Here is a 12,790-nt window from a genome sequence, read left to right as displayed (position 1 = left end):
CGTGAGCGTTGTCGCCACCGCCGGGCAGCTCGCCGACGCACGGGCGGCGCGTGCCGCGATCCGTGCGGGGCACGCCGAGCCGACGAGCGGTGTCGCGGTCGGGCTGACGCAGGCGAACCTGATCTCCGTGCCGGCCGACTGGGCCTTCGAGACGTTGCTCTTCGCGCAGCGGAACCCGAAGCCGTGCCCCGTGCTCGAGGTCATCGAACAGGGCGAGGTCGAGTCGAAGCTCGCGCCCGGCAGCGACATCCGCACCGACATCGGTCGGTATCGCATCTGGCGCGACGGCGAACTGGCCGAAGAGGTCGCCGATGCGACCGCGGCGTGGGCGGAGCATCCCGACCTCGTCTCGTTCCTCATCGGATGCAGCTTCACGTTCGAGTCCGGTCTCGTTCAGGCGGGGATCCCGATCCGCCACCAGGAGCTCGGGCGCAACGTGCCGATGTACCGCACCGCTGTGCCCTGCACCCCGGCCGGCCGGCTGAGCGGCGAGATGGTCGTGTCGATGCGACCGATTCCCGCGGATCGCGTGGCGGACGCTGTGCAGATCTCCGGTCGAACCCCCGCCGTGCACGGTGCTCCGGTGCACATCGGCGATCCTGCCTCCCTCGGCATCGCCGACCTGGCTCGTCCCGACTTCGGCGATGCTCCCGAGGTGCGTGAGGGCGAGGTGCCGGTGTTCTGGGCCTGCGGCGTCACCCCGCAGGCAGCGATCATGGCCTCGAAGCCTCCCTTCGCCATCACCCACGCGCCCGGCTACATGTTCATCACCGATGTCCCCGATGCGGAGTACCTGGTCTGATGCGCATCCTCACGGCATCCGATCACGCGCTTCTCGTCGAGGCGGCCGACCTCGACGAGGCGATGCGTCTGAACCTCGCCTGGGACGGAGTGCACGGCGTTGTCGAGCGCATTCCCGGTGCCCGCACCGTGCTCGTGCGCTTCGATCCGTTGGCGGTGTCGGCCGCCGACCTCGCGCATGCGCTGGCGGCGACGGAGATCGACACGGCTCATCTGCCCACCACCGGTGAGGTCACGGTGCCGGTGAGATACGACGGGGAAGACCTCGACGAGGCCGCATCCCTGCTGGGCGTGTCTGCCGCTGAGCTCGTGAACCGCCACCTCGCGGCCGACTGGAAGGTCGCCTTCTCGGGCTTCGCCCCGGGCTTCGGCTACGTGGTGAGCAGCGATCCGCTGTTCGACGTGCCCCGCCGCTCGTCGCCCCGCACCCGCGTGCCGGCCGGATCCGTGGCACTCGCCGGACAGTTCACCGGGGTGTACCCGCGCGAGAGCCCTGGCGGATGGCAGCTCATCGGTCGCACGGATGCCCTGATGTGGGACATCGATCGCGACCCTCCCGCATTGCTGTCGCCCGGCACCACCGTCCGGTTCGAGCAGGCGCGGGCGCAGGTCGTGGTGTCGGAGAACGCAGATGAACGCGCCGTCGCACGGCCTGTCGCCGAACGACACGCCGTCGCAGGAGCGCCGGACCCGGGTTCTCCGGATGCCAGCGGGGCCGCGATCGAGATCGTGCGTCCGTCGCTGCAGCTGCTGGTGCAGGATGCCGGTCGCCCCGGCTTCGCGGCACTCGGCGTCTCGGCCTCGGGTGTCGCCGATCGTCGTGCGATGCGCGAGGCGAACCGTGCAGTGGGCAACGCGACCGGCGCCGCCGTGCTCGAGAGCGTCGGAGGTGCCGTGCTGCGCTTCCGCGGTCCGGGGGTCGCCGCCGTCGCGGGGGCCGTCGGCTCTCTCGACCTGATCGACGCCGACGGCGTGACGCGTCGTATCGATCACGGGGCGCCTTTCGCCACGGTCGACGGTGACGAGCTCACTCTGGGACATCCGACCAGCGGGCTGCGCTATGTCATCGCGGTCCGTGGCGGCGTGGCTGTGGAGTCGGCCCTCGACAGTCGTGCGAGCGACACCCTCGCCGGCCTCGGACCGGCGCCCCTGGCTGCAGGCGACGTGGTCTGTGTGGGCGATCGCGCACCGCATCCTGTCGAGCCGATCGCCGCCTCGCGCATGCTCCCCGCGCCCGGTGACCTCGTCGAGCTCGAGATCACCCTCGGGCCCCGCGACGACTGGTTCACGGCGGCGGCCCTCGCTACCCTCACCGGCCAGGAATGGACGGTCACCCCGAGGTCGGACCGCGTCGGCATCAGAATCGAGGGCGCCGTGCCGCTCGAGCGATCCGTCAGCGGCGAGCTGCCCAGCGAAGGGGCGGTGACCGGGGCGATCCAGGTGCCTCCGGACGGCCAGCCCGTGCTGTTCCTTCCCGACCACCCGCTCACCGGCGGATATCCGATCATCGGTGCGCTCACCGACCGCAGCCTCGATCTCGCCGGGCAGCTGCCGCCGGGCGTGCGCGTCCGTTTCACCGTCAAGGAGACCTCATGACCAAGGTGCTGATCGCGAATCGCGGAGAGATCGCCGTGCGCGTCATCCGTGCCTGCGCCGAAGCCGGCTACACGTCGATCGCGGTCTACGCCGATCAGGATGCCGATGCGCTGCACGTGCGGCTCGCCGATGAAGCCCTGGGCCTGGGGGGAGACACCGCGGCGACGACGTACCTCTCGATCGATGCGGTGGTGGACGCGGCTCGGAAGAGCGGCGCGGATGCCGTGCACCCCGGCTACGGATTCCTCTCGGAGAGCGCGGAGTTCGCGCGCGCGGTGGAGGGCGCGGGCCTCATCTGGATCGGCCCCTCGCCCGAGAGCATCGACGCGCTCGGCGACAAGATGACCGCGCGCCGCATCGCGCAGCGCGTCGGGGCGCCGCTGGCCGCCGGCACCGATCAGCCGCTGGCAGGCCCGGAAGAGGCCGTGGCCTTCGCCGAGCAGCACGGGCTCCCGATCGCGATCAAGGCCGCCTTCGGTGGGGGTGGCCGAGGCCTGAAGGTGGTGCGAGAGCTGTCAGAGGTCGCGGATGCCTTCGAGGCCGCGACGCGTGAGGCGATCGCCGCCTTCGGGCGGGGGGAGTGCTTCGTCGAGCGCTTCCTCGAGAGTCCGCGTCATATCGAGGTGCAGGTGCTCGGAGACGGACGCGGCGGCGTCGTGGTCGTCGGCGACCGTGACTGCTCGATGCAGCGCCGCAATCAGAAGCTCATCGAGGAGGCCCCGGCCCCGGGCCTGACGAACGACCAGCGCACGCGGTTCCACGACGCGGCCCGCGCGATCTGCGCCGAGGTGCAGTACCGCGGTGCGGGAACCGTGGAGTTCCTGCTCGCGGCCGACGGCACGATCTCGTTCCTCGAGGTGAACACCCGGCTCCAGGTGGAGCACCCGGTCACGGAAGAGATCACCGGCACCGATCTCGTGCGCGAGCAGTTCCGCATCGCCTTCGGCGAGGGGATCTCGTTCACCGAGACCCCGACGCCGACGGGACATGCCTTCGAGTTCCGCATCAACGCGGAGGACCCGGGGCGCGGCTTCCTGCCGAGCCCCGGCCGCGTCGAGTCACTGCGGATCCCCGGCGGACCCGGCGTGCGTTGGGACAGCGGCATCGAGGCGGGAGACGCCGTGCAGCCCGCCTTCGACTCGATGATCGCGAAGCTCATCGTGCACGCCGACTCTCGTGACTCGGCACTCGTGCGGGCACGGCGGGCACTGCGCGAACTCGCGGTCGAGGGGCCGGCCACGGTGATCCCGTTCGACCTGCTCGCTGTTGACGACGAGGCGTTCGCCACCGAGACCTTCGCGGTGCACACGCAGTGGATCGAGAGCACGCTGTTGCCTCGGCTGGAGCCGCAGCTGCGGCCGGCCCCCGCACCGGATGCGACCCTGCAGCGCTTCCCCGTCGAGATCGACGGACGCCGTGTCGTGCTCGGACTCCCGATCGCCTTGCTCGCAGGGCTCGGCGGGTTGACGGATCCCGGAAGCACGGCGCCCGCATCCGATCCGACCGAGCTGCGTGCGCCGGCACCGGGCACGCTCGTGCGCTGGCTCGCCGACGACGGCGCGAGCGTCGCGGCGGGCGATCCGGTCGCGGTGCTCGACGCGATGAAGATGGAGACCACGGTCACAGCTCACCGAGACGGAACTCTGTCGCACCGGGTGGAGGTCGCCGCCTCGATCGCGCCCGACACGGTGCTCGCACTCATCGCCTGAGAGCGGGTCGATCGCTGAGCACGATCCTCGACTGAACACGATCCTCGACTGAACACGATCCTCGACTGAACACGATCCTCGACTGAACACAGAGATCCCGGATGCCGCAGCGGCAGCATCCGGGATCTCTGTGTTCTCGAGTCGATCGTGATTACGCGGGGTCGCCACCCAGCGGGCCCACGGCCTCGAGTGGCTTCGGGTCGTCGGCGCCGGTCTTGCGTGCGCGGGCGATCGCGTTGCCCACGTGGTAGATCAGGAGAGCTGCGACCGTGCCGAGCACGATGCCGCCGAAGGCGAAGTCGCCGAGCTGCATCGAGAAGCCGGCGATGCCGATCACGAGCGAGACGGCCGCCGTGTACTGGTTGACCGGGCGCGAGAAGTCGACCTTGCTGTCGACCCAGATCTTGATGCCGATGATGCCGATCAGGCCGTAGAGCGCCGTGGTCGCACCGCCGAGCACGCCCGCGGGGATCGAGTTGAAGACCTCGCCGACCTTCGGCGAGAACGCGAGCAGGATCGCGAAGAGACCGGCGACCCAGTAGACCGCGGTCGAGTAGACGCGGGTCGCGGCCATGACGCCGATGTTCTCGCCGTAGGTCGTCGTACCCGAACCACCGAAGCCTCCGGCGATCGTGGTGGCGACACCGTCGGCGATGAGCGCGCGGCCCGTGTGCTTGTTGATCGCGGGGTCTTCCGTCATGGTCGCGACACCGCGCACGTGGCCGACGTTCTCAGCGACGAGCACCAGGACGACGGGCAGGAACATCGCGATGGTCGACCAGGTGCCCGGGGCGACGAAGTCGGGGAGCTGGAACTCGGGAAGGCCGATCCAGGGTGCATCCGCAATGAGTTCTGCCGGCGTCTTGCCCCCGCGCAGCGCGTTGGGAACCTCGAACGAGCCGGTGAAGGCGGCGTAGATGAAGCCCACCGCGACGCCGAGGAAGATCGAGATGCGACCGAGGAACCCGCGGAACAGCACGGCGAACAGGATGATCGCGACGAGCGTGATGGTCGCGGTCACCGGGTCGAGCTGGAAGTTGTTCCACGCGGTCGGCGCGAGGTTGAAGCCGATCAGGGCGACGATCGCACCGGCGACGACCGGGGGCATGAGGGCGTCTACCCAGCGGAGGCCGGCGAACTGCACGACCAGACCGACGACGGTGAGCAGGATGCCGACCGCGACGACGCCGGCCAGAGCCGAGCCGGTGCCGCCCGCGGCGACCGCGGCAGTGATCGGCGCGATGAACGCGAACGACGAGCCGAGGTAGCTGGGCAGCTGGTTCTTGGTGATCAGCAGGAAGATGAGGGTGCCGAGACCGCTGAAGAGCAGCGTGGTCGAGACCGGGAAGCCGGTCAGGGTCGGCACGAGGAACGTGGCGCCGAACATCGCGACGACGTGCTGGGCGCCGATCGCGATCGTGGCAGGCCAGTTCAGGCGCTCATCGGGCTTGACGACGGCGCCGGGTTCGACCGTGCGGCCGTTTCCGTGGGTCTTCCACAGGGGCATGCGGGCTCCTCAGGATCGGGGGAGGGGAGTGCTGGAGCAACACTACCGATTCCTGAATGTTCCCTGGGTGCGCTACGACGCCGCCCGACCTCTCACCGGTCGTTGAGCGAGGCCGGCGGAGCCGCCCGAGACGAAACGTGGCCAGGTAGGCTCGCGACGTTTCGTCTCAGTCGACTTCGTCGTCTTCGCTCAACGACCGGGCGGCTCGTGCTCCTGCTGGTCGTTGAGCGAGGGAGCGCGAGCGACCGAGACGAAACGCGTGCCGCTCAGGCCCCGAGGCGCTCGATCAGCTCGCGGTAGCGGTCGGCGGTGCGCTCTACGATGTCGTCGGGCAGCACGGGCGGCTCGCCCTGCTTGTCCCAGTTCGCGGCCAGCCAGTCGCGCACGATCTGCTTGTCGAAGCTCGCCATGCGCTCCTTCGGCGTCGTGCCGGTGCGCCAGGCCTCGGCATCCCAGTACCGCGACGAGTCGCTCGTGAGCACTTCGTCGGCCAGGTGCAGGATGCCCTCGGCATCCGTCCCGAACTCGAACTTGGTGTCGGCGAGGATCAGGCCCTTCTCCTCAGCGATCGCGGCAGCGCGTGAGTAGAGCGAGAGAGAGACATCGCGCAGCTCGGCCGCACGATCGGCGCCGACGAGCTCGACGGTCTGCTCGAAGGTGATGTTCTCGTCGTGCTCGCCCATCGGCGCCTTGTAGGCGGGGGTGAACAGAGGCTCGGGCAGGCGGTCGCCGTTCTGCAGGCCTTCGGGCAGCGGGATGCCGCACACGGTGCCGCTCTCGGTGTACTCGGCCCAGCCGGAGCCGGTGATGTAGCCGCGCACGACGCACTCGACCGGCAGCATCTCGAGCGACTGCGCGAGCATGGCGCGGTCTGCGACGCTCGCGGGTATCTCTCCCTCAGCGAGGTGGTTCGCGACGTCGTCGAGCTGGCTGAACCACCAGCGGCTCAGACGCGTGAGCAGGGCACCCTTCTGGGGGATGCCCGGCGACAGCACGAAATCGAAGGCGCTCACGCGGTCGGACGCGACCACGAGGATGCGGGTGTCGGCGGCGTCATCCGAGGCGTACAGGTCGCGGACCTTGCCCGAGTAGATGTGGCGCCAGCCGGGGATGGTCTGCGCGTTGCTGTCCGAAGGTGTGCTCACCCGCCCATTATCCCGGTAGACGTCGCCGGTGTCGTGTCAAGGGCTGGTGCGAGCCCCGCGGCATCGGCGGCCCCCGACGGGAGGGATAGGAGGGAACATGTCCGAGGACCTGACTGAGCAGTTGAGCGCACTGCGGTCGAATGGCCCGAGTGTCGGCGGGGCTGTCTAGCGTGGTGATGTGACTGACGACCTCCTCACCGACCGCCTCCGACTGTCGCGGGCTGTTCCCTCGGATCTCGACGCGGTGTTCGCGATCCAGAGCGATCCGCGGGTGTGGACGCACTATCCGAGCCTCCGCCACACGACCCGCGACGACTCGATCCGGATGATGGAGCGGTGGGAGCGCAGCTGGAGCACCGTCGGGCTCGGATCATGGGTCGCTCGGCTGCGAGACACCGGAGAGGTGATCGGCAACGGCGGATGCACGCTGCTCGGGGGCGAAGTCTGGAACGTCGGCTACCGGATCGCCGCCGACCACCACGGGCGCGGTTTCGCGACCGAGCTCGCCCGCGCCGGTGTCGAGCGTGCCCGGGAGATCGACCCCGACCGGCCGGTGATCGCGTACCTCGTCGAACACAACACCGGGTCGGCACGCGTGGCCGAGAAGCTCGGACTCGAACTCGTGCATCGGGCGCCGGACCTCGGCAATCCCGACCGGTCGGTGATGCGGCTCGTGTATGCAGACCGGGCACTCTCGCCGGCGCAGCTCCGGGCCACTCTCCAGTGAGCGGATGGACACCCCCGCGGCGTTGCCGGAGCTCATATCTCGGCGTATAGTCCACATGGACTATACGAAGGGATGCGCGTGACGAACGACACCACCGACCGCCTGACCCCGATGGCCGTCATGATCCTCGCGCTGCTGCGCGAGGGCGACATGCACCCCTACGAGATGGTGCGGCTCATGCGAGCCCGGCGCGACGAGCGCCTGCTCTCCATCACCAACGGCACGCTCTATCACACGGTCGGACGCCTCCAACGGGCAGGCCTCATCGACGAGGTCGGCAGCGATCGTGACGGCAACCGTCCCGAGCGCACGACCTACTCGCTGACGGATGCCGGGCGCGACGCTCTCATCACCTGGCTGCGTCGCGAGCTGTCGATCATCGACCGGCCGACCGAGTTTCGCATCGCGCTCGCCGAAGCCCACAACCTCGAGAGCGCTGACGTGATCGAAGCGCTGCGTCTGCGGCGTGCGGCTCTCGATGAGGGGCACGTTTCGCATCGCGACGGGCTGGTCATTGCGAGACGCACCGGCGTCCCCGAGCAGGTGCTCGTCGAGTTCGAGCGTCAGGAGGTGCTGCTCGACGCCGAGCTGCGCTGGCTCGATTCCCTCATCGACCGACTCGAGGCCGAGGAGTTCCCCTGGGGCCCCAGCACCTTCGAGTACTCAGACCGCTACCGCGCACAGCGAAAGGCCGCACAGCAATGACCGAACCCTCCTCGACAGGGCGCCCGCCCGGGGCATCCTCGTCTTCCGGTCCCTCGACCGGAACCTTCGCCGCAGGTCATCGACCTGCGAGCCCGTGGCCGGCGCTCTGGGCGCTCGTCATCGGCTTCTTCATGATCCTCGTCGACACGACGATCGTCTCGGTTGCGAACCCCGCGATCAAGGCGGCCCTCGACCCGACGACCAACAACCTCGACAACGTCGTATGGGTCACGAGCGCCTATCTGCTCGCATACGCGGTGCCGCTGCTGATCACCGGGCGTCTCGGCGACCGATTCGGGCCGAAGAACATCTACCTCATCGGCCTCGCGATCTTCACGCTCGCGTCGCTCTGGTGCGGGCTCTCGGGCTCGCTCGAGATGCTGATCGCGGCGCGCGCCGTGCAGGGTCTCGGGGCCGCGTTCATGACGCCGCAGACGATGGCCGTGATCACCCGCACGTTCCCGCCCGAGCGCCGCGGCGCGGCCATGGGGCTCTGGGGCGCGACCGCCGGTGTCGCGACGCTGGTGGGTCCGCTCGTCGGCGGACTGCTCGTCGACGGCTTCGGCTGGGAGTGGATCTTCTTCGTGAACATCCCCGTCGGCGTCGTCGCCTTCGTGCTCGCCTGGCGACTGGTGCCGAAGCTGCAGACGAGTCCGCACCGCTTCGACATCCTCGGTGTCATCCTGAGCGCGGCTGCGCTGTTCCTCATCGTCTTCGGGCTGCAAGAGGGCGAGAAGTTCGACTGGGGTGTGATCTGGGGCCCGATCTCGGTGTGGAGCCTCATCATCGCGGGGCTCGTGATCCTCGCGCTGTTCATCGTGCAGCAGGCGCGCACGCGCAGCGAGGCGCTGGTGCCCCTCGCGCTCTTCCGCGACCGCAACTTCTCGGGGGCCAACGTGGCGATCGCCGCCGTCGGCTTCACCGTGACGAGCATGTCGCTGCCGATGATGTTCTTCCTGCAGACCGCGCGAGGCCTCACACCGACGGAAGCTGCGCTGCTGCTGATCCCGATGGCCGTGCTGTCGGGCGTGCTCGCGCCGTTCGCCGGCAAGCTGCTCGACCGCGTCGACCCGCGCATCATCCTCATCCCTGGTCTGCTGTGCGTCGTCGTCGCCCTGATCTGGTACTCGGCGCTCATCAACATGGACACCCCGATCTGGATGTTCCTGCTGCCCTCGGCACTGATGGGCATCGGCAACGCGGGCATGTGGGGGCCGCTCGCGACCACCGCGACGCGCAAGCTGCCTCCTCGCCAGGCCGGTGCCGGCGCGGGCATCTACAACACGACTCGCACCATCGGATCGGTGATCGGCTCGGCATCCATCGCGACCTTCATGCAGTCCCGCCTCGAGGCGAACCTGCCGGGGCTCGCCGATGCGCCCTCGGGGATCAGCGGAGGTTCGCTGCCGCCCGAGGTGGCCGAGGGGTTCGCGGCCGGCATGTCGCAGGCGATCCTGCTGCCGGCGTGCGTGATGGTCGTCGCGCTCGTCGCATCGCTCTTCCTCGGTCGCTACGACAAGGCGGATGCCGCGGCATCCGACTGACGCACCGTTCGGTTGGGCGTTTCGTCTCGCTTCGCTCGCTCAACGACCAGTGTCAGCCCTGACCGGTCGTTGAGCGCGGCCGGCGGAGCCGCCCGAGCCGAAACGCGCTGACCGGTTTTGCGACAGACGGCCCCGGTGTGATCTCATCGTGCGATGACGATCGAGCTCACGAGGCCCACCACCGACCTGTTCGAGTCCTGGGCGGCAGCCGTCGCCGAATTCGGTGACGGGCACGTCGACGGATCGGGTCTCCAGGCGCCCGTCACCCCCGACCGTGCGACGCTCGAAGCCCTCATCGAGAAGTCGGACCTTCTCTCCGACACCACGGCCGAGCTGCCGGAGGATGCGGTGCACAACGACCTGTACTGGGTCGTCGACGACGGCGAGGTCGTCGGGTTCCTCTCGTTCCGGCACGAGCTGAACGCCTACCTGCGCGAGGTGGGCGGTCACATCGGCTACGCGGTACGGGAATCCCGGCGTCGTCAGGGCTATGCGTCCGCGGCGCTGCGGCTCGGACTCGAGCGTGCCCGCGAGATCGGACTGGAGCGCGTGCTGGTCACGTGCGACGACGACAACGTCGGGTCCTACCGCACGATCGAAGGCGCCGGAGGCGTGCTGCAGGACGTCAGCGACCAGTCCGCACGCGGCCACGCGATGCTCCGGCGGTACTGGATCGCCCTCTGACGCTCACCCCGCGAACCGCCCTCGGGACACGGCGACACGCCGTCGCCGGTTAGGGTGGATGGTCGACGACCATCCCGGTGGCAGCATCCTGTCGCCCATCCGATCCGAGGAGCATCCGTCGTGATCCGAAATCCCTCTTCCGCGTCTGCGCGTCTGCGCACGTTCGGACGCACCGTCGGGGCGATGGCGCTCACGGCGTTCATCGCGGCCGGTGCACTGCTCGGCGGCGCGTCCGCGGCCACTGCGGCCGACGACACCGAGACCTATGTCATCGGCACGGACACGACGTTCGCGCCGTTCGAGTTCACCTCGCCCGAGGGCGACCTCGTCGGCATCGACATGGACCTGCTCCGGGCGATCGCCGAAGACCAGGGCTTCGAGGTCGAGATCCGTCAGCTCGGTTTCGACGCCGCTCTGCAGGCTCTGCAGTCGAATCAGGTGGATGCCGTCATGGCCGGCATGTCGATCACCGATGAGCGTCAGCAGATCTTCGACTTCAGCGATCCGTACTTCACCAGCGGCATCCAGCTGGGCGTGCTCGATGCGAGCGACATCGAGTCGCTCGACGACCTCGACGGCGAGACGGTGGCGGTCAAGACCGGCACGCAGGGGCAGACCTTCGCCGAGGAGAACCAGGACGAGTACGGCTTCCGAGTCACGCCGTACTCCGACACGACGGACATGGTCGACGCCGTCAAGGCCGGTCAGGCCGTCGGCTACTTCGAGGACTTCCCGGTGCTCGCCTACGGCATCCAGCAGGGCTCCGGCTTCCGCCTGGTCGGCGATCCCGAGCTCGGTGGCGAGTACGGCTTCGCGGTCAACAAGGGGCAGAATCCCGACCTGATCGAGAAGTTCAACGAGGGACTCGCGAACCTCAAGGCCTCCGGCGAATACGACGAGATCGTCGACACCTACCTCGCCGGTGGCGAGGAGACCACACAGGCGACCGACATCTTCTCGGTCGCCGTGAAGTACTGGCCCGCGCTCATGGAGGGACTGTGGCTGACGATTCTCGCGACGCTCGTCGCCCTCGTCGCCGCGTTCATCCTGGGCATCGTGTTCGGATTCGGGCGCATCTCGAAGTTCCTCCCGTTCCGCTGGCTCGCGACCGCGTACGTGTTCGTCTTCCGCGGCACCCCGATCCTCGTGCAGGCGTTCTTCGTGTTCTTCGCCATCCCGCAGCTGTTCCCCGGGCTCACGTTCAATCCGTTCGTCGCCGGAGCCATCACGCTCTCGCTGAACACGGGTGCGTACATGACCGAGATCATCCGCGGTGGCATCCAGGCCGTCGACCCCGGCCAGAACGAGGCCTCGCGCTCGCTCGGCCTCGGTCACTGGAAGACCATGCAGAAGGTCGTGCTGCCGCAGGCGTTCCGCATCATGATCCCGTCGTTCGTGAACCAGGGCATCATCACCCTCAAGGACACGTCGCTGATCAGCGTCATCGGCCTCGCCGAGCTGACGTTCGTGTCTCGCCAGATCATCGCCTCGACGTACCTGTCGGCTCAGGTGCTGACCATCGTCGCCATCATCTACTTCGTCGTGATCACGCTTCTCACGCTGCTCGCGAACCGCCTGGAGAGGAAGTTCAACGCATGAGCAAGATCGAGGTCAGAGACCTGCACAAGTCGTTCGGCGACAACCATGTGCTCAAGGGCATCGACCTGACGGTCGAGGACGGCGAGGTCGTCGCGGTCATCGGGCCGTCGGGTTCGGGCAAGTCGACTCTGCTGCGCTGCCTCAACAAGCTCGAGGAGCCGACCTCTGGCCACGTCATCGTCGACGGCGTCGACCTGACCGACAAGAGCGTCAAGCTCGACGAGGTGCGCCAGCGCATCGGCATGGTGTTCCAGCACTTCAACCTGTTCCCGCACATGACCGTGCTCGAGAACATCACGCTCGCCCCGATCGAGCTCGGCAAGCTGTCGAAGGCCGCGGCGAAGGAGCGCGCGCTCGCTCTGCTCGACCGCGTGGGTCTCGCCGAGAAGGCGGATGCGAAGCCGGCATCCCTCTCCGGCGGTCAGAAGCAGCGTGTCGCGATCGCCCGTGCGCTCGCGATGGACCCCGAGATCATGCTCTTCGACGAGGCCACCAGTGCCCTCGACCCCGAGATGGTCGGCGAGGTGCTGCAGGTGATCCGCGATCTCGCCTCCGGTGGCATGACGATGGTTCTCGTGACGCACGAGATGGGCTTCGCCCGCGAGGTGTCGGGACGCACCGTCTTCATGGACGGCGGCGTCGTCGTCGAGGAGGCGCCGCCCGCCGAGCTGTTCGGCGCCCCGAAGAACGAGCGCCTGAAGGACTTCCTCTCGAAGGTGCTCTGAGCGGATCTCCGTGTCGAAGGCCCCCATCCGGTTGACGGGTGGGGGCCT

11 protein-coding genes are annotated in these 12,790 nt (G+C 68.6%); 9 read left to right on the top strand and 2 right to left on the bottom strand.

Annotated features, from left to right (window positions below; translation table 11 throughout):
- Position 1: 1 nt before the first annotated feature.
- Genes ASF63_RS05270 through ASF63_RS05260 form a run of 3 tightly spaced genes read left to right on the top strand, consistent with a single transcriptional unit; the run spans position 2 to position 4,106 of the window.
- Positions 2–802, top strand: a complete 801-nt coding sequence (locus ASF63_RS05270) for a putative hydro-lyase (RefSeq protein WP_056510428.1) — start codon at positions 2–4, stop codon at positions 800–802.
- A complete protein-coding gene (locus tag ASF63_RS05265; RefSeq protein ID WP_056510426.1) occupies positions 802–2,397 on the top strand; it encodes an urea amidolyase family protein in 1,596 nt (531 codons plus the stop codon). The genes ASF63_RS05270 and ASF63_RS05265 overlap by 1 nt, the downstream gene beginning before the upstream one ends.
- Entirely contained in the window at positions 2,394–4,106 is a 1,713-nt protein-coding gene (locus ASF63_RS05260) for an acetyl/propionyl/methylcrotonyl-CoA carboxylase subunit alpha (protein WP_056510424.1), read from the top strand. The genes ASF63_RS05265 and ASF63_RS05260 overlap by 4 nt, the downstream gene beginning before the upstream one ends.
- 151 nt (positions 4,107–4,257) lie before the next feature.
- Here the strand turns inward: ASF63_RS05260 and ASF63_RS05255 are convergent, their stop codons facing one another.
- Positions 4,258–5,613 (bottom strand): uracil-xanthine permease family protein, encoded by a 1,356-nt coding sequence (locus ASF63_RS05255; RefSeq protein ID WP_056510422.1) that lies wholly within the window; start codon positions 5,611–5,613, stop codon positions 4,258–4,260.
- 266 nt (positions 5,614–5,879) lie between these two features.
- The gene (locus ASF63_RS05250) at positions 5,880–6,758 is read right to left on the bottom strand and encodes a phosphoribosylaminoimidazolesuccinocarboxamide synthase (protein WP_056510421.1); all 879 of its coding nucleotides are present in this window, start codon (positions 6,756–6,758) and stop codon (positions 5,880–5,882) included.
- A gap of 178 nt (positions 6,759–6,936) precedes the next feature.
- Here ASF63_RS05250 and ASF63_RS05245 point away from each other — a divergent pair, with 178 nt between their 5' ends.
- The 6 genes from ASF63_RS05245 (at position 6,937) to ASF63_RS05220 (ending at position 12,742) form a co-directional block, all read left to right on the top strand.
- The gene (locus tag ASF63_RS05245; protein WP_056510420.1) at positions 6,937–7,485 is read left to right on the top strand and encodes a GNAT family N-acetyltransferase; all 549 of its coding nucleotides are present in this window, start codon (positions 6,937–6,939) and stop codon (positions 7,483–7,485) included.
- 78 nt (positions 7,486–7,563) lie between these two features.
- A complete protein-coding gene (locus ASF63_RS05240; RefSeq protein ID WP_235560703.1) occupies positions 7,564–8,190 on the top strand; it encodes a PadR family transcriptional regulator in 627 nt (208 codons plus the stop codon).
- Positions 8,187–9,734: a DHA2 family efflux MFS transporter permease subunit gene (locus ASF63_RS05235; protein ID WP_056510417.1), complete on the top strand. Its 1,548-nt coding sequence runs from the start codon at positions 8,187–8,189 to the stop codon at positions 9,732–9,734. Before ASF63_RS05240 ends, ASF63_RS05235 begins: the two co-directional genes overlap by 4 nt.
- 153 nt (positions 9,735–9,887) lie before the next feature.
- Positions 9,888–10,418: a GNAT family N-acetyltransferase gene (locus ASF63_RS05230; protein ID WP_056510415.1), complete on the top strand. Its 531-nt coding sequence runs from the start codon at positions 9,888–9,890 to the stop codon at positions 10,416–10,418.
- Between the two features lie 120 nt (positions 10,419–10,538).
- On the top strand, positions 10,539–12,017 hold the full coding sequence (locus ASF63_RS05225) for an amino acid ABC transporter substrate-binding protein/permease (RefSeq protein WP_056510413.1): 1,479 nt from the start codon (positions 10,539–10,541) through the stop codon (positions 12,015–12,017).
- Positions 12,014–12,742, top strand: coding sequence for an amino acid ABC transporter ATP-binding protein (locus ASF63_RS05220; RefSeq protein WP_056510411.1), 729 nt, complete (start codon positions 12,014–12,016; stop codon positions 12,740–12,742). The genes ASF63_RS05225 and ASF63_RS05220 overlap by 4 nt, the downstream gene beginning before the upstream one ends.
- The last annotated feature ends 48 nt before the right edge of the window (positions 12,743–12,790 follow it).

Source organism: Microbacterium sp. Leaf320, assembly GCF_001423485.1.
GTDB lineage: Bacteria > Actinomycetota > Actinomycetes > Actinomycetales > Microbacteriaceae > Microbacterium.
Note: the sequence above shows the minus strand (reverse complement) of the source record. Positions and strands in the feature narration are given on the sequence as shown.

Excerpts from the sequence above, each read along its gene's own strand:
- ASF63_RS05265 (WP_056510426.1), top strand. The coding sequence starts at position 802 with ATGCGCATCCTCACGGCATCCGATCACGCGCTTCTCGTCGAGGCGGCC.
- ASF63_RS05260 (WP_056510424.1), top strand. The coding sequence starts at position 2,394 with ATGACCAAGGTGCTGATCGCGAATCGCGGAGAGATCGCCGTGCGCGTC.
- ASF63_RS05255 (WP_056510422.1), bottom strand. The coding sequence starts at position 5,613 with ATGCCCCTGTGGAAGACCCACGGAAACGGCCGCACGGTCGAACCCGGC.
- ASF63_RS05235 (WP_056510417.1), top strand. The coding sequence starts at position 8,187 with ATGACCGAACCCTCCTCGACAGGGCGCCCGCCCGGGGCATCCTCGTCT.
- ASF63_RS05230 (WP_056510415.1), top strand. The coding sequence starts at position 9,888 with ATGACGATCGAGCTCACGAGGCCCACCACCGACCTGTTCGAGTCCTGG.
- ASF63_RS05220 (WP_056510411.1), top strand. The coding sequence starts at position 12,014 with ATGAGCAAGATCGAGGTCAGAGACCTGCACAAGTCGTTCGGCGACAAC.